This window comes from Streptomyces sp. NBC_00483, from assembly GCF_036013745.1.
Lineage (GTDB): Bacteria > Actinomycetota > Actinomycetes > Streptomycetales > Streptomycetaceae > Streptomyces.
In genome coordinates, this window is record NZ_CP107880.1 from 8,531,746 (window position 1) to 8,547,330 (window position 15,585).

General features: G+C 68.5%; 13 protein-coding genes and 3 pseudogenes. 6 read left to right on the forward strand and 10 right to left on the reverse strand.

Annotated elements, in window-relative coordinates:
• Positions 1-31 precede the first annotated feature (31 nt).
• The 5 genes from OHA73_RS38070 to OHA73_RS38090 all read right to left on the reverse strand — a co-directional run bounded on the left by OHA73_RS38070 (position 32) and on the right by OHA73_RS38090 (position 5,078).
• Positions 32-871, reverse strand: coding sequence for a carbohydrate ABC transporter permease (locus OHA73_RS38070; protein WP_327657389.1), 840 nt, complete (start codon positions 869-871; stop codon positions 32-34).
• Positions 872-879: 8 nt separating this feature from the next.
• Positions 880-1,854 carry a carbohydrate ABC transporter permease gene (locus OHA73_RS38075; RefSeq protein WP_327657390.1) on the reverse strand — a complete coding sequence of 325 codons (975 nt, stop codon included), beginning with the start codon at positions 1,852-1,854 and terminating at the stop codon, positions 880-882.
• Positions 1,847-3,115: a sugar ABC transporter substrate-binding protein gene (locus tag OHA73_RS38080; protein ID WP_327657391.1), complete on the reverse strand. Its 1,269-nt coding sequence runs from the start codon at positions 3,113-3,115 to the stop codon at positions 1,847-1,849. Before OHA73_RS38080 ends, OHA73_RS38075 begins: the two co-directional genes overlap by 8 nt.
• Positions 3,116-3,200: 85 nt before the next feature.
• Positions 3,201-4,379, reverse strand: coding sequence for a LacI family DNA-binding transcriptional regulator (locus OHA73_RS38085; RefSeq protein WP_327657392.1), 1,179 nt, complete (start codon positions 4,377-4,379; stop codon positions 3,201-3,203).
• A 177-nt stretch (positions 4,380-4,556) separates the two neighbouring features.
• The gene (locus OHA73_RS38090; protein WP_443063172.1) at positions 4,557-5,078 is read right to left on the reverse strand and encodes a hypothetical protein; all 522 of its coding nucleotides are present in this window, start codon (positions 5,076-5,078) and stop codon (positions 4,557-4,559) included.
• A gap of 102 nt (positions 5,079-5,180) precedes the next feature.
• On the opposite strand from OHA73_RS38090, the gene OHA73_RS38095 reads away from it, so the two are divergent.
• Positions 5,181-5,654 carry an RICIN domain-containing protein gene (locus OHA73_RS38095; protein WP_327657393.1) on the forward strand — a complete coding sequence of 158 codons (474 nt, stop codon included), beginning with the start codon at positions 5,181-5,183 and terminating at the stop codon, positions 5,652-5,654.
• A 320-nt stretch (positions 5,655-5,974) separates the two neighbouring features.
• Here the strand turns inward: OHA73_RS38095 and OHA73_RS38100 are convergent.
• Positions 5,975-6,180, reverse strand: a pseudogene (locus OHA73_RS38100) (transposase); the annotation flags it as partial.
• 104 nt (positions 6,181-6,284) lie between these two features.
• Between OHA73_RS38100 and OHA73_RS38105 the strand changes: the two are divergent.
• Positions 6,285-6,395, forward strand: a pseudogene (locus tag OHA73_RS38105) (carbohydrate ABC transporter permease); the annotation flags it as partial.
• Positions 6,396-6,419: 24 nt separating this feature from the next.
• Here the strand turns inward: OHA73_RS38105 and OHA73_RS38110 are convergent.
• Entirely contained in the window at positions 6,420-7,727 is a 1,308-nt protein-coding gene (locus tag OHA73_RS38110; RefSeq protein ID WP_267068178.1) for a phospholipase D-like domain-containing protein, read from the reverse strand.
• Between the two features lie 177 nt (positions 7,728-7,904).
• Positions 7,905-8,306, reverse strand: a complete 402-nt coding sequence (locus tag OHA73_RS38115) for a hypothetical protein (protein ID WP_266723127.1) — start codon at positions 8,304-8,306, stop codon at positions 7,905-7,907.
• A gap of 526 nt (positions 8,307-8,832) precedes the next feature.
• On the opposite strand from OHA73_RS38115, the gene OHA73_RS38120 reads away from it, so the two are divergent.
• From OHA73_RS38120 to OHA73_RS38130, 3 genes are read left to right on the forward strand one after another with little or no spacing between them, the layout of a single operon-like run.
• Positions 8,833-10,155: an MFS transporter gene (locus OHA73_RS38120; protein ID WP_327657394.1), complete on the forward strand. Its 1,323-nt coding sequence runs from the start codon at positions 8,833-8,835 to the stop codon at positions 10,153-10,155.
• On the forward strand, positions 10,156-11,589 hold the full coding sequence (locus OHA73_RS38125; protein WP_327657395.1) for a sulfatase-like hydrolase/transferase: 1,434 nt from the start codon (positions 10,156-10,158) through the stop codon (positions 11,587-11,589).
• A 5-nt stretch (positions 11,590-11,594) separates the two neighbouring features.
• Positions 11,595-12,374 carry a FadR/GntR family transcriptional regulator gene (locus OHA73_RS38130; protein WP_327657396.1) on the forward strand — a complete coding sequence of 260 codons (780 nt, stop codon included), beginning with the start codon at positions 11,595-11,597 and terminating at the stop codon, positions 12,372-12,374.
• 15 nt (positions 12,375-12,389) lie between these two features.
• Here OHA73_RS38130 and OHA73_RS38135 read toward each other — a convergent pair.
• Positions 12,390-12,515 (reverse strand): annotated as a pseudogene (locus tag OHA73_RS38135) (SUMF1/EgtB/PvdO family nonheme iron enzyme); the annotation flags it as partial.
• A 360-nt stretch (positions 12,516-12,875) separates the two neighbouring features.
• Positions 12,876-13,919: an Lrp/AsnC family transcriptional regulator gene (locus OHA73_RS38140; protein ID WP_267068173.1), complete on the reverse strand. Its 1,044-nt coding sequence runs from the start codon at positions 13,917-13,919 to the stop codon at positions 12,876-12,878.
• Positions 13,920-14,034: 115 nt separating this feature from the next.
• Between OHA73_RS38140 and OHA73_RS38145 the strand changes: the two genes are divergently transcribed.
• Positions 14,035-15,582, forward strand: coding sequence for an AbgT family transporter (locus OHA73_RS38145; protein WP_327657397.1), 1,548 nt, complete (start codon positions 14,035-14,037; stop codon positions 15,580-15,582).
• Positions 15,583-15,585: the final 3 nt, after the last annotated feature.

Here is a 15,585-nt window from a genome sequence, read left to right on the forward strand (position 1 = left end):
TGGTGGGGGTGGTTGGAGCCCTGGCGCCGGGCTACTTGACCGATCCGCCGGCCACGCCCGCGGCCACGTACCGCTGCGCCGCGACCAGCAGCAGCACCGCAGGAATGCACGCGAGCGTCGCCGTCGCCATGACCGCGCTCCAGTCGTTCACGTGCGCGCCGAGGTACTGATAGAGGCCGAGCGTCACTGGGCGGACCGTCTTGGTGGTCGTCAGCGTGAGCGCGAACAGGAAGTCGCTCCAGGCGAACAGGAACGTGAACAGGCCTGCCGTGATCAGCGCGTTGCGGCTCATCGGGACGACGATCGAGAAGAAGGCACGCGTGTGCCCGGCCCCGTCCACTCGCGCCGCCTCGACGAGCGACGGTGGGATGGCGCGCATGAACGCCAGCATGATCAGGATCGCGAACGGCACGCCGTGCGAGGCGTCCGCGACGATCAGGCCGCCGACCGAGTTGAGAAGGCCGAGCTGGTTGTACGCGCTGTAGAGGGCGTTGGCGATGACGATGCCCGGGATCATCTGGCTGATGAGGATGCCGAGCAGGACCGGGCCCGCCCAGCGCAGCTTGAAGTGCGAGAGCACATACGCGGCCGGCGTCGCGATGAGCAGGCTGACCGCGACGCTGCCCAGGGCCACGGTCAGGCTGGTGATCAGGTTCTGGCCCTGGTCGCGGACGGCGGCCGCGTAGCCGCCGAAGTCGAAGGTGCTGGGGAACCAGTCGGTGGCGGTGGCCGCACTGCCGGGCTGGAAGGAGACATTCACCATCCAGTACACCGGGAACAGCATGAACACCATGAGCACGAGGCCGATCGCGGTGTTGCCCCAGGCCCGGCCGGCGTCGCCGCGGGCGGGGGAGTGTGTCGATGACGCCATGGCGGACCTCACTCGTCGACGGCACGCCGGTTGGCGCGCAGGTAGAGGACGGCGAAGACGAGGGACATCACGATGAGCACATTGCTCAGCGCGGCGCCCTGCCCGAAGTCGAAGGTCTGGAAGGAGAGTTGGTAGGACTGGGTGGCCAGCGTCTGGGTGGCGTTGGCAGGGCCGCCGCCGGTGAGACCGAGGATGATGTCGAGCACCTTGAGCGTGTAGACGATGCCGAGGACGAGGACGACGCTCACCACCGGGCGAAGCAGGGGCCATGTCACATGGCGGAAGGCGCGCCAACCGGTGGCTCCGTCGAGGGCCGCCGCTTCGTACAGCTCCTCGGGGATGTCCTGGAGCCCGCCGTACAGGATCGTCGCGTTGAAGGGGATGCCGATCCAGATGTTGACGCCGATGACGGCGACCAGGGCGAGGGATGTCGTGGACAGCCAGCCCGGGTGCCCTTCGGTGAGGTGGAGGGCGGCGAGGAATTGGTTGAGCGCGCCGTGGTCCTGGTCGAGGATCCAGCGCCACACCGCGCCGGAGACGATCAGCGGGATCAGCCACGGCAGCAGGAGCAGCGAGCGGAAGAGTCCGCTGAGCGGGAAGCGGCGCCGGAAGAAGACGGCGATGGCGAGGCCGATGACGAACTGCCCGAGCAGCGAACCCGCCGTGAACAGCAGCGTGTTGAGCAGCGCCTGGGTGAACACGGACGAGCCGAGCACGGCCGCGTAGTTGTCCAGGCCCACCCAGGGCGCCTCGCCGGTGTAGTACGTCTTCGTCGTGTAGTGCTGGAACCCCATGACGAGGTTGCGCACCACCGGATAGCCGAAGAACGCGAGCAGGTAGACGACGGCGGGGCCGAGGGCGAGGACCTGGAAGAGGCGGCTGCGGCCCGCCGACGTCTGCCACCAGCGGGGGCGCGGCGGGGCGCTGCCGGACCGCGCCGTGGATGCCGCGGGCCCTTCGGCGGTCAGCGTCGCGTCAGTCATTCTGGGCCTGCCTCACTGCCTGCGTCGGCGTGGCGCCGCCGGTGAGCGCGGTCTGCAGGGCGGTGTAGATACGGGTGGCGGCCTTCGGCCAGGCGGGGCCGAGCAGTGCGGTGCGGGCACGGGCGGCGCGCACCTGTTCCACGAAGGCACGGAGCCGGGGGTCGTCGGCGGCGAGCCGCTCGGCGAGGTCGGTGCGCGCGGGTACGAGATCGCGCAAGCGGCCCAGCTTCAGCTGCACACGCTCGGAGTTCATGCAGGCCACGAACCGGGCAGCCTTCTTCTGTGTGCGCCGGTCGCCGGTCTGCGGCAGCGTGAACGTCTCGCCGCCCAGCGGCGCCACGGACGTCTTCTTCCCCTCGGGCACGGGGATCTTGGCCAAGCCGAATTCGAGGCCCTTCTTCTTGTGCGCCTCGTCGAGCAACGGCAGCTGCCACGGGCCGTTGACCATCATCGCGAGGTTGCCGTTCTTGAACTGGTCGTTCACGTCTGCCTGCGACCAGTTCACGACCGATTTGGGCGCCGATCCGTCGGCGACGAGGTCGCGCCACAGACCCACGGCCTGCGCGGTGGCTGGGGTGGCGAGGTTGCGTTCGGTGCCGCCGTTGGACCACATGAACGGCAGGAACTGCCAGGCGCCCTCATAGGTGGCGACGGCGGAGAAGCCCACCCCGTACGTGTCCGATCCGGTCAACTCCTTTGCGGTGTGCTTGAGTTCGCTCCACGTTCCGGGCGGCTCGACTCCGGCCTCCTTCAGCAGCTTCTTGTTGTAGAAGAGCGCGAGGGTATTGGCCGCCGGCTGCAGCCCGTAGACCTTTCCGCGGTACGTCGACGACGCGACGACACCGCGCGCGTACCCCTTCGTACTCAGGCCGAAGTCGGCGATGGGCGCCAGCGCGCCGACGGAGGCGATCTGCTGCAGATCCGGGTTGTCGAGCATCAGGACGTCGGGCAGCGTGCGGGACGCGGCCTGCTGCAGTACACGCGGCATATAGCCCGCGCCGGCCACCGATTCGCGGTCGATACGGATCCCGAGGCGCCGGCCGCAGGCGGCGTACAGCCGCTGGTAGATCTTGGTGTCGGGTTGGTTGGTGTAGTAGTCGAGCACCCGCAGGCTGACGACGCGCCCCGAGGAGTCCACCCCGGGCTCGACGCCGTTGCCGCAGGCGGTGAGGGCGAGGGCGGCGGGCAGCAGGGTGCAGCCGATCAGCCGCCTTCGCCGCCTGCGTATCGTGCGCGCGGGTATATCTCGCCATTGAGACATGCGCTTCCTCCCGGTCGATGGTCCGGTCGATACGTATCGATGACGCGCTGCGTGGTGCGGGCGCCGGCCACGGGGCGGGCGTGGATCAGGGGGACGAGGACGTGACCGTGGGGCCTGGGGTGGGCGACGTGCCAGGGGTGTTGGTGTCGGGGACGGGCGACGTGACCGTGGTGTTGGTGTGCGGGACGGCCGTCGTGACGGTGGTGTCCGGGGCGGTCGACGTGACCGTCGTGACGGTGGTGTTGATGTCCGGGACGGTCGTCGTGGCCCGCCTGGTCAGCCGCGGTGCCACCAGCTCGACCGTGGACGAGGCCCCCGCACCCTCCTGGTCCAGGAGGCGGAACAGCAGGTCCATGGCACGGCGGGAGACCTCACGCGGCTCCGTGGAGACATTGCTCGGTTCCGAGGGCTCGGCGACGGCCCGCTCGTCGGTGCACAGCGCCACGACGGCGGCGTCCTCTCCGGGCACCCTGCCGAGCGCGCGCAGCGCCGCGAGCACGTGCGGCAGCGCGCGGTGCCCGGCGACGACGAACCCCACCGGCCCCTCCGCGTCCGCGAGTTGGCGTCGCACCTCCTCCGTCACCGGACCGTGCTCGGGCTCCAGCGGGCTGACCGAGCGGAAGCCGAGGCCCGCCACCGCGGCGGCCCGCTCGGCCCCGCGCGCGAACCGCGCCACATAGTTGAGGCCGCGTGCCACCTCCGACTCGGCGTGCCCGAGCAGGACGACCCTGCGCAGCCCGCAGGCGGCCAGCTCCTCCACGGCGAGCCGCCCCGCCATGCTGAAGTCCAGGTCCACGCAGTGCAGTTCGGACGGCACGTCGGGCACACCGATCGTCACCACGGGCACCGGGAGCGCGGCGGCGACCGGGATCCGCTCGTCGTCCGCCTCGATCCCCATCAGGACGACGGCGTCGCACAGCGCGCGCCCGGCGAGCCGGCGCAGCCCCTCGGCCCCCTCGTCGGCGGTGACCAGGAGCACATCGTGGTCCCGCTCACGGGCGCAGGTGGTGATCGTGTCGAGGAACGGGATCAGCCCCGCAGGATCGCCCGCGGTCCCGAAGGGCACCACCAGACCGATCACCCGCGTCCGCCTGCTCACCAGCGCCCGCGCCCCGGCATGCGGCTGGAAGCCCAGCTCCCGGATGGCGTCCTCGACCCGCCGCCGGGTGTCGGCGGAGACCGGGCGCCGGCTGTTGAGTACGTACGAGACGGTGCTCTGCGCGACTCCGGCGAGCCGCGCGACGTCCTTGCTGGTGGCCGACATCGTCCTGCCTCACCTGCCTCATCCGCGTCGCGGGCCGGAGGTACGCACGCCTCTCCTGCACGGTGCGCACGTCGCTACCCATCAATACGTACGTCGACACACGCGATGCATGCCGCGACACGTCGATGCGTATCGATGGCGTGTGTCCGGGACGCTAAAGGGGGCTTGCGACGGGCGTCAATCCCCTTGCAGCAAGCGGTGGTTGATGCCGACAGGGGCAGCACGGCGCTGCTGTTGCCGATAACGCCGTCCGCGCAGGTCATGTGGGACGGTGGTATTCGTGAGGGTGCGTCCAGAAGCTCGCGCCGGCAGGTCTGCATCGTCTCGAAGAAGTCGCAGGCCGGCAGGCCATTGGTCTGACTGCGCAGAAAGTCGGCCCAGGTGCTGGAGCAGCCCGGCGAACAGTAGTCGGTCGCCCGGCGTGAATGCCGGCGTGTCGACCTGGCGTTGCAAGACCGCGAGTTGGTGCCGCAGCACCAGGACCTCGATGTCCTTGTCGCGGTCGCCGTCCACCGCGTCCTGGAACAGCGCAGTCGTCGGCGACGTGACCTCCCATGACTGTGATCGACGATCAGGGTCTTCACCTGCGCGGATGATGTGTCGGGCACCCGCAGAGTTGGTGCGGTACTTCCATGCGATGGCATCGAGCGTGCCGCGGTGATCGGCCCAGCGCCGTCGCCGGACCGGATCGGCCGGCATGAGCGGCTCGTTCCGGTGATTTTCCCCATTTTTCAGGCGTAAGCGGTGGTGTTCGGGAATCCTGCCGAGGTACCTCTGAAAACCACCGTAAGGAGCCCCTCAGTGCGCCGCCCACCCCGGAAAGCCTTCGCTGCCCTCATCGCCGCAGCCGCCCTCGCCCTCCCCCTCCTCACCCCCGCACCCGCCTCGGCTGCCACCGCCACCAGCCGCTTCGCGAACTACCGCTACGGTGACTGCCTGCGCGAGACCGACGAAACCGGCCTCAAGGGCGACCGCTGCACCACCGGACGCGGCAGCCTCCTGTGGCAGTGGAACGGCCGCCTCAACACCAGCACGACTCTTAAGAACAACTACTGGGGCCGCTGCCTCGACAGCAATGACCGCGGTGACGTCTACCCCCTGCGCTGTAACGGCGGCTCGTACCAGAAGTGGCGCACCGTCCAGCCCGCCGCCCGCAGCGCCATCATGCTCCAAAGCGTCGGCACGGGCCGCTGCCTCTACCAGCAGGACAACGGCCTCTACCGCACTGCCCGCTGCGACCGGGGCGCCCAGAACCAGCGCTTCACCATCGGCTGAACGGATCTCTCGACCGCTTCAAGATGCCGCTGTGCGAGCGGGTGATGTCGGCGTGCCGGACCTGGACGGCGCGGAGTCGGGCGTGCACCGTGTGCGGCAAACCGACCACCGTGGGGAGACCCGTGAGCCGTGCCACCTCTGAAGCCTCGGACACGTTCGACTGGGCCGCACTCCGTGGCCGCCGGGTCGTCCTCGACGACGGCTGGATGAGCGAGGAGGACCGGCCCGGCCGCACTACTCGTCACCAGGGAGCAGTCAGCGACATCAAGACCAGTGACGCCGGCGCCGTGCTGTCCTCCGCAGCGTTCTCTTCCGGATGCCGGCCGGTTGGTAACCTGGCCGTCCCTGACCTTCACGTTCACGCAGTCGACGAAGACCATCGAGTAGACCGCGTCCAGGTCGACTTGGACACCTCGGTGCCGTACACCTCGGCCAGATGCGCGGAGATCTCGCCATGGCTGAGGCCCTTCGCGGACAGCGACAGCACCGTCTCGTCGACTCCACCGAACCGCTTCCGCCGCTTCTTGCCCACGGCCTCGGAAGCATCCGTGGCTGCCTTGCCGGCCTCGGTACCACTCCTCACATCAGTCATCAACTGTCGCTCTCTGCACGCGAGTTACACCACTCGCCGTACAGACCCTCCTCGCCGGCGTCGTCCCCACCACGCTGCCGATCCTGATGCTGTACGCGTTCGGCCGTCGGCAGTTGCTCGACGGCCTCACGGCAGGGTTCGGCAAGTAACCGGCTGGCGGTGGCCGGGAATTCCTATTCCTCGACCTGCTCCGGATCGATCGGAATCTCGCGTGCCGTGTTCTCGGCGCGCTCCTCGGCGCTCAACTCCCGCGCCATGGTCCCGCAGCAGCGGTTGAACTGGTTCTGCCAGTCCGTCTTGAACATGTCGTAGCTGGACTGGCCGACCAGCTTCAGGTCCGACTCGTCGTTGTGCCAGACGCCGTTGCTCGTCCAGTTCGAGGAGCCGACGAACACGAGTCTCGAGTTGGTCGCACCCGCGTAACCGCCGCTGACCATCATGTACTTGTCGTGCGTGTAGTGCAGAGCGTTGCCGTTCGCGTCGGTGCCGCGGCTGGTGTCGTGCACGGTGATATTGGGCCGGTCCTTCAGGTAGTTCTGCACGCTGCCGTCAACCTGGCCGGCGGTGAAGAGTATCTGTATCTTCACGCCGGTCTTTGCCAGGCTCACCAACTTCTTCGGCAGCTCCAGATAGTTCCGGTCGCCCGGCTGCCCGTGAGAGGTCCACTCGAACATGGCGATGTTGATCGTGGCCGGCGCCTTGATGTTGTTCAGGAAGTCGACCCAGGTGTCGCTTTTGGAGCGCGCCTTGGGCCACTGGTAGGAGGGCGGGGACAGTGTCGTCCTGGCGGCCTCACCGCTGGTGGAGTTGTAGTAGTCGGGCACCAACGGGCCCGGGCCGCCCAGCGCCCCCTTGGCCATGGCTGTGAAGTAGCGGACGTAGGAGTTGTACAGGTCGACGTTGCCCTTGACGGTGGCGCCACTGTTCCACGCGGTTCTGGCCTGGGCGGAGGTGGGGTTGGCGCTGCTGACGGTCACAGTCCTGTTCGCGTCGCTCCCGCCGCTGAGCATGTAGTACTTCGCGTGCAGGGCGGAGCCGGAGTAGTGGGTCAGGCAGCCGCCAGGGCACAGCGCGGCGAAGCTGGAGGCTTGCGGGTCGTTGCCCAGCTCGGTGACCATCGACTGCCAGATCGCATTGTCGCTGTGAGAGTCCATCAGCGCCTTGACGATGACGCCACGTTGGTGTGCAGCGATCAGGGCGTTGGCGAAGTCCGGGCCCGGCTGGGTGCTGCCGATCGAGTACATGGCGACGCGTATGGTCTGCCCGCAACTGGCGCTGTTGATCGATTCGATGATCGGGCCCATGACGTTCATCTGGGCGTCGGCGTCCTCCGGGTCGCTGAAGCTCGGGCCCGGTCTTGAGGTGAACGTCCGGGAGTCGCAACTGAGTGGCGGCTTGGCCTTCTTGACCGCCGCGTGCGCCGTTGTGGGCGTCAGCGCGGTGACGGCCAGCGCGGTGATCAACGTGAGCGTGCGCTTCATGGACGGGCCTTTCACTGGGGTTGTTGACGATGACGAGACGGGTGTTGCTGTGCTGATCGCCCCATGAGTGGTCGCCGAGGTGGGCCTGGTGGACGACGTCGCAGTACGGGCCTGTCCGGCAGTTCGGTGTGACGGGATCACCCGTCATCCGTCGGATGAACTACTCATGGCTTCGGATCAGTTGGCGGCGTTCGCCCCGAACATCGGGTAGCCGTGGCAGGTGATGTCGCTCGCGGCGAGGGCGGCGCCCCAGCGGTCGTGAGAGGAGGCCGCGGAGTCGGCGATGGCGGTGCCACCGGGCAGGCGGCAGGCCGAGCCCTGAAGGATCGCGACGGTGCCGCCGTCGAGGTCGGTACCGACCTTCTCGGTGTTCTGGCTGATGGAGGTGCGCTTGGCCGACGTGATGCGGTTCGCCGACTCGTACAGGGCGACGAAGTCCCCGGCGTTCTTCGGCCTGGACGCAGTGGTGTTGCCGGCGGAGAACGCGACGTCGCCGGTCAGGGGCGCCGCCGAGGCGTTCGCCGTGGCGACGCGGATGCGCGTCGGAGGCGGGGTGGTAGGGCGTATGTGCGTGGCCATGCGTTGAGCTCCTGCAGGGGACAGCGGCGTCCGGCGGACATCCCGCTTCGATGAGGTGTTGGACCGTTGGCGTTTGCCCGAATTTGTTCCAGGCGTGACCCACAGTTCGGCACACAGGAGACTCACGAAGGCGTCCGAGGGTTGCACGAGAAAGCAGGGAAGCGGCCGCGACGCTGCGCAAGTTGAGCCAGAGTGCGCGCCAGTGGGCCGGGGCGTTCGGTGGGCTGCTGGTGCGCGAACCAGTCGCGGGTGTCGGGTTGAGTGTCGTACTCGGACAGGTGGAGAGCTTGCCCGCGGAGGAGGAACTGGGGTTCGTGGCGGGGCGCGGTTGGTAGAGGGCGCTGTCGCGGAGCATCGCGAAGAGCACGTCGACGCGGCGGCGGGTGAGGCGGCGGCCACCACCAAGGTTCCTTCGCCGGGCTTCCACCTGTAGCGATGCCTCAACGCGCTTTACAGCATTGCCGTTGGAGTCCTCCATGCCTTACCTTCCTCTCAGATATAAGACATCAGAGAAGTTGGGGGAGTCGTGGAACGCATCGTCATGCGGAAGGTGATGTGGAGGATCGTGCCCCTCCTCGCCGTCTGCTACCTGGTCTCGTTCGTCGACAAGACCAACATCGGCGTCGCCCAGCTGGGCATGCAGGAGGGTCTCGGACTGTCGGACGCGGCGTTCGGGTTCGGCGCGGGCATCTTCTTCATCGGTTACTTCCTCTGTGAGGTACCCAGCAACCTGGCTCTCGTCCGCTTCGGTGCGCGGCGCTGGATCGCCCGCATCATGCTCACCTGGGGCGTCATCGTCGTGCTGACGGCGCTGGTGCAGGACGTGATGTCCTTCAACGCGCTGCGCTTCCTGCTCGGTGCCGCGGAGGCGGGGTTCTACCCGGGAGCGTTGTTCTATCTTTCGCAGTGGGTCCCGGCCGCACACCGCGGGAAGGTCATCGGCTTGTTCCTGCTGGCCAACCCGGTCTCGACCGTGGTCGGTGCGCCACTGATGGGCATCCTGCTGGACATGCACGGCTTCCTCGGTGTCGAGGGCTGGCAGTGGGTGTTCGTCATCACCGGACTGCCCGCCCTGGTGTTGGCCGTCGTGGTCTTTTTCGCACTGCCGGACTCGCCGCAGTCGGCGAAGTGGCTCACCGCGCAGGAACGCGCCTGGCTCGTGGGGGCATTGAACGCCGAGCGGGCGGCCGCGCCGGCCTCGCACGGCAGTGGCTGGCGGGCGCTGCTCGACCGGCGCGTGCTGTTCCTGTGCCTGTGGTTCGCGGCGTTCCCCACGGCGGCGTACGGACTCCGGCTGTGGCTGCCGACGCTGATCGCCGAGCTCGACGTCTCGGCCACCGTCAACGGACTCCTCAACGCCGTACCGTTCCTCTTCGCCGCGATCGCGCTGTACTTCTGGCCACGCATTGCCGCTCGTACGGGGCGCAGCTACCGGCAGATCGCCGGCTGCACACTCGTGGGCGCCGCCGGCCTCGCCGGTGCCGCGCTGAGCGAAAACGCCGTGGTGGAACTCGCGTTCATCAGTCTGGCGGCGGTCGGTATGTTCGCCGGGCAGCCGATCTTCTGGAGTCTTCCCTCCCGTCTGCTGGTGGGAGCGCAGGCCGCGGCAGGTCTCGCGCTGATCAACTCGGTCGGAAATCTCGGTGGTTTCGTCGGGCCGTACGCCGTCGGTGCCATCAAGGGCGCAACCGGTTCGCTCTCCGCGTCGATGCTCTTCCTGGCGGGGGTCATGGTGTTCGCCGCCGTCATGGCGGGCATCGCCCGCACCGTCTTCGGGTCCCCGCCGACCGTCCCGGCGCCCGCCCCCGACGTCTCCGCAACCCCTGCACGTAACGCCCAGGAGTCCTGAATGCCTGCCCGTCCCAACGTTCTGCTCATCACCGTCGACCACTGGTTCGGCCGGCTCCTGGGATGTGCCGGTCACCCCGTGATCCAGACGCCCACCCTCGACTCACTAGCCGCGGCCGGGACCCGCTACACCCGCGCCTACAGTGAATCCCCGGTGTGCGTGCCGGCCCGGCGCTCCATCATGACCGGAACCACGCCCCGCACCCACGGCGACCGGATCTTCCAGCAGGACCTTCCGATGCCCGAACTGCCCACGCTGGCGCAGACGTTCCGGGACAACGGCTATCAGGCGTACGCGGTGGGCAAGCTGCACGTCTTCCCGCAGCGCAGCCGCATCGGCTTCGACGATGTCTGGCTGAGCGAGGAGGGTCGCTCGCAGTGGGGTGTGGCCGACGACTACGAACGGTTCCTCGCCGCCAACGGACACGCCGGGCTGAGCTACGCCCACGGCATGAGCAACAACCAGTACACGTACCGTCCTTGGCACCTGCCCGAGACGATGCACGTCACCCACTGGGCCGCTCGGACGATGGCCGAGACCATCGTGCGCCGCGATCCCACCAAGCCGGCCTTCTGGTACCTGTCGTTCACCGCGCCGCACCCGCCGCTGACACCACCGGCGGCCTACCTGGACATGTACGCCGGACAGGAGATGGACGAACCGATCGTCGGCGACTGGGTCGTCCAGGGTGAGACGGCGCCGCCGCAGCTCCAGCGGCGCCGGCACGCCGACAGCCCGGTCGGAATGCGGGAGGCCGAGGAGCTGGCGGCCAAGCGTGCCTTCTACGCCCAGTGCACCTATGTCGACCACCAACTGCGGTTCGTCATCGGTACGTTGCGTGAGCAGGGGCTGCTCGACGACACCGTCATCATGTTCACCTCGGACCACGGCGACATGCTCGGCGATCACGATCTGTGGGCCAAGCGCGTCTTCTACGAGAAGTCCGCGAACGTCCCCATGCTCCTCGTCGGCGACACCACCTCCGGGCGTGTGCCGACGGGTGAGGTCGACGACCGACTCGTGGGCCTCCAGGACGTCATGCCGACGCTGCTCGGCCTCGCCGGGATCGAGGTGCCGGACGAGGTCGAGGGTGTGTCGATGGTCGAGGACACCCGCACGTTCCTGCATGGCGAGTACGGGGAGGGGGCGGAGGCCACGCGCATGGCCCACGACGGCCGTCACAAGCTCGTCTACTACCCCATGGGCAACGTCGTACAGCTCTTCGACGTCCCCGCGGACCCCTGGGACGAGCACGACCTGGCGGGCGTACCGGAGTTGGCGCCGGTTCGCGAACGGCTGCTCCGGAAGATCGCGGACGAGGCATACGGCACGGACCTGGAATGGATCACCGACGGGCTTCCGGCAGGGCTCCAGGCCCAGGCGCAGCGCCTCCCGGTCGACCGCGGGCTGTCCCAGCAGCGCGGACTACACTGACCGTCATGGGGACCTCAATCACGATCGGCGCGCTGCCCGGCGAGAAGTCCGGCACGCTCACGAACCGTGTCGAGGAAATGCTGCTGTCCGCCGTCGTCTCCGGTCGCTTCGAGGCCGACACCCGGCTGCCCCAGGAGGGCGAGCTCGCCGAGGAGCTGGGTGTCAGCCGCCTGACCCTGCGCGAGGCGTTGCGGTCGCTGCAGCGGATGGGTGTGCTGCGTGTCGAGCGGGGGCGTGGGACGTTCGTCAACGCCCGCGCCCGCTGGTCCCATCTGGACCCGACCGTGCTCGCGGCGATGATCGACGCGGGGCAGGGTACTGAGCTGTATCGCAGCCTCACCGAACTGCGCCGGATGGTCGAGACGGGCCTCGTCGGCCTGGCTGCCGAGCGCCGTGACGATGAGCACCTCGTCGGCCTCGAAGCGGCCGTGGAGCGCATGCAGCAAGCCTGTGACACGCACGACGTGCAGGAGTTTGCCGCCGCCGACATGGACTTCCACGGCATACTGCTGGACGCCGCGGACAACCCTTTGGTCCTGGGTATCTACGAGTTGATGAACGGCGCGCTGCGACGGGTCAGGGAGCAGACGACCCGCCGTACCATCGGCGACGCGTCCGCGGTCGTCATGCACCGAGGCATCTTCGACGCCGTCGCGGCCGGTGACGCCGCCGCCGCCGTGGCGGCGATGAACCGTCACTTCGACAACACCGACCGGTACGTGTCGGAGGTCATCGAGCTGATGACCTCCGGGGCGCGGAAGGACGAGGACGCCACGTCGGCGTGACGGCGCGGGAGCCGGTCAGCTGATCGAAGCCGCGCGGCGGACACCGAGGTTGCCGGCCGAACTGTCCGGGGTGTTCGAGGTGCGAGCGGCGACCCGGTACCGGTTGCAGTACGAGTAGTGGCACAGGTAGGAGCCGCCGCACCGGTCCTCCGTGGTCGGCCGCCCGGCCAAGCTGCCCCACGCGCCCGCCGCCAAAGCGGTCGTTGCCGCCGACCTCTCCGAGGAGGCGATCGGCGGCAGGGCCGACGTGCTCATCGACACCGTCGGCGGCACGGTGCTGCGCGACGCGCTGGCCCTGGTGCGCCCGCGGGACCGGGCCGCGCTCGTCGGCTACATCGCAGGCCGCGAACTCGCCGTGGATCTCGCCGACTTCTTCCTCGCCGACGTGTCGCTGCTGCCGGTCAACATGATCAGCCGCGGTAGGAAGGCCGCCCCGGAGGTCCTGCGACTTCTCCCGGCCCTGTCGTACGGCGAGCTGTCGCTGTCCGGTTCCACCCCTCGTCATCGAGTGTCGTGGCTCGGCGACAGGATGTCGTGGGCCCGGTGTCCCAGTACGAAGTCGTCGTCGCGGTCGATCCATTGGCGGCGCAGGACGGACAGGGCGATCAAGGTGTTGAGGCCGTTGAGGCCGGGGAGCGCGCCGAGGTCGTCCGTGACGAACCTCGACAAGTGGTCCTCGTCGGCGAAGACCCCGTGGTGGAGGATCGAGGCCGGTCCGGCGGTCATGACCGTGAACCGCCCGCAGGAGTGCTCGCCGAGTGTGGTCAGCACGGTGGGGACGTGCCGCGGCTGGACGTCCAGGGTGAACAGCGCGGTGATCGGGAACCCGAGGACGGCCGGTTCGATCTCCACCCGAGGGCGGACGGCCCCCGATTCCAGGAGTGACTGGATCGTCCGGTAGGCGGTGGACCGGCTGACGTCGAGTTCGCGGGCGACCTGTGCCGCGGAGATCCGGCTGTCCTCGACCAACAGCTGGAGCGTGCGGAACTCGACCTCGTTGAGAGGTCCGACGCTGGTGGGGGCCGCATCGGGAAGGGCGTCGGCCTGTCCGCGCAGTTCCTCGGTCTGCCGGTCGGTGAGCCGGTCGAGCCGCCAGGTGAACGCCTCGCGGGCGGAGCGCAGTACGAGGTGCGACTGGATGGACGCGATGCCGGGGATCTCGGGCAGCGTCCGGGTCAGCAGGCGCCGCTGGTCCGTGCCCGGCAGCGGATAGAGGGTGCAGTAGATGTCCGAGTCGCCGGTGGTGGTGATGAGCGACTGGGCCTGCGGCACCTTCTGGATGGCGGCTGCGACGTCGCCCGTGGCGCCGGGCCGGCACTTGATCCACACCACATAGGGATTGCCGGTGGTGAGGAGCGACCAGTGCACGGTGCTGATGAAACGCAGGAGCCCCAGCTGCTGCAGCCGCTGGATGCGCCGCCCCGCCGTGCTGGCCGAGGTGCCCAGGATCTCGGCGACGGTGTTCAGCGGCGCCCGGGGCGCGATCTGCAGCGCTGCCACCAGATCAAGGTCGGCGTCGTCGAGGCCGTGCTCCATCTCTTGCATGCGAGAAGCGTACAGGGAGCGATTCTGTCATTCACTGGACAGTGATTGACACAAACACGCATCACGCTGTCTTATGGCGAGCCATAACGCCACGGAACAGCAGCGGGAGGGCCTCATGGCCGAAGTGAAGGAACAACGGCAGCCGCCGGCCTCGGTGGTCCTGCGTGCGCTGGACTTCGTGGACCGGGCAGGGAACAAACTGCCCCACCCGTTCTGGCTCTTCCTGATCCTGAGCGGTCTGATCGTCCTGGCGAGCTGGCTGCTCGCCGCGCTCGGCGTCTCGGTGGTCTCGCCCGCCGACGGCTCGGTCATCGCCGTCAAGAGCATCGTGTCCGACGCGGGCGTGAAGATGGTCCTCGGCGATGCGATCACGAACTTCGTCGACTTCCCGCCGCTGGGTCTGATCGTGGTGGTCATGCTCGGCGTCGCGATCGCGGACGGCACCGGCCTGCTCCCCGCACTGATGCGTGCCGCGCTCGCCCGGGTCCCGGCCAAGATGGTGACCTTCGCCGTGGCCTACACCAGCATGTTCTCCCACGTGGCCGGAGACGCCGCGTTCGTGGTGATGATCCCGCTCGGCATGATCGCGTTCCGCGCGGTGGGCCGCAGCCCGATCATCGGTGCCGTCGTCTCCTACGTCGCGGTGGGCGGCGCGAGCAGCGTCAGCCCGGTCATCGAGGGCTCGGACGCGATCTTCGCGGGTCTGACCACCTCGGCGGCGCACACCATCGACCCGTCCTACGCGGTCACTCCGGTCTCGAACTGGTTCTTCTCCGTGGCGTCCACGCTGCTGCTCGCGATCACCATCACGATCGTCACCGAAGCCGTCGTCGTGCGCCGGGTCGCCGCGATGAACGCCGTCGAGCTGGAGCTGACCGACGTCGAAGAGCTGCCCGACATGACCCTGTCCGCCGAGGAGCGCAAGGGCGTGCGCCGGGCGATCACCGCCGGAGCGCTGTACGTGGCCGCGGTGGTCCTCGCGATGCTGCCCGCGGGTTCCCCGCTGCGCGGGGAGGGCGGTTCCGTCGTGGCATCGCCGCTGTTCGACAACATAGCCGTGATCCTGATGGTGTTCTTCATGCTCATCGGCATCGTGTACGGACTGACGGTGCGCACCATCACCGCCGCGCAGGACATCCCGGAGCTGATGGGCCGAGGGTTGCGCGAACTGGTCCCGGTCCTGGTGCTCTTCTTCGTGGTCGCGCAGTTCCTCGGCTACTTCAAGTGGAGCAACATCGGCCAGGTCATCGCGATCTCCGGGGCCGATGTGCTCGACTCGCTCGGCGCGCAGCCCGTGGTGATCTTCATCGGCGCGGTGCTCCTGATCAGCCTGCTCAACCTGTTCCTCACCAGCGGTTCGGCGATGTGGTCGCTGGTCGCCCCGATCCTGGTGCCGATGCTGATGCTGCTGCACATCCGGCCGGAGACCAGCCAGGCGCTGTTCCGGATCGCGGACGCGCCCACCAACAGCCTCAGTCCGATGAGCCCGTACTTCGTCATCGCGCTCGGATTCATCCGCCGCTACCGGCCCTCCGCGGGCATCGGCACGCTGATGTCCCTGGTGCTGCCCCTCGCGGTGGTCAACCTCGTCGTATGGGTGGTGCTGTTCCTCGCCTGGTACACCCTGGGCATCCCGCTCGGCCCGGGCGTCCCCGTCCGCTAGTCC

Excerpts from the sequence above, each read along its gene's own strand:
- OHA73_RS38070 (WP_327657389.1), bottom strand. The coding sequence starts at position 871 with ATGGCGTCATCGACACACTCCCCCGCCCGCGGCGACGCCGGCCGGGCC.
- OHA73_RS38075 (WP_327657390.1), bottom strand. The coding sequence starts at position 1,854 with ATGACTGACGCGACGCTGACCGCCGAAGGGCCCGCGGCATCCACGGCG.
- OHA73_RS38080 (WP_327657391.1), bottom strand. The coding sequence starts at position 3,115 with ATGTCTCAATGGCGAGATATACCCGCGCGCACGATACGCAGGCGGCGA.
- OHA73_RS38085 (WP_327657392.1), bottom strand. The coding sequence starts at position 4,379 with ATGTCGGCCACCAGCAAGGACGTCGCGCGGCTCGCCGGAGTCGCGCAG.
- OHA73_RS38090 (WP_443063172.1), bottom strand. The coding sequence starts at position 5,078 with ATGCCGGCCGATCCGGTCCGGCGACGGCGCTGGGCCGATCACCGCGGC.
- OHA73_RS38110 (WP_267068178.1), bottom strand. The coding sequence starts at position 7,727 with ATGAAGCGCACGCTCACGTTGATCACCGCGCTGGCCGTCACCGCGCTG.
- OHA73_RS38115 (WP_266723127.1), bottom strand. The coding sequence starts at position 8,306 with ATGGCCACGCACATACGCCCTACCACCCCGCCTCCGACGCGCATCCGC.
- OHA73_RS38125 (WP_327657395.1), top strand. The coding sequence starts at position 10,156 with ATGCCTGCCCGTCCCAACGTTCTGCTCATCACCGTCGACCACTGGTTC.
- OHA73_RS38130 (WP_327657396.1), top strand. The coding sequence starts at position 11,595 with ATGGGGACCTCAATCACGATCGGCGCGCTGCCCGGCGAGAAGTCCGGC.
- OHA73_RS38140 (WP_267068173.1), bottom strand. The coding sequence starts at position 13,919 with ATGCAAGAGATGGAGCACGGCCTCGACGACGCCGACCTTGATCTGGTG.
- OHA73_RS38145 (WP_327657397.1), top strand. The coding sequence starts at position 14,035 with ATGGCCGAAGTGAAGGAACAACGGCAGCCGCCGGCCTCGGTGGTCCTG.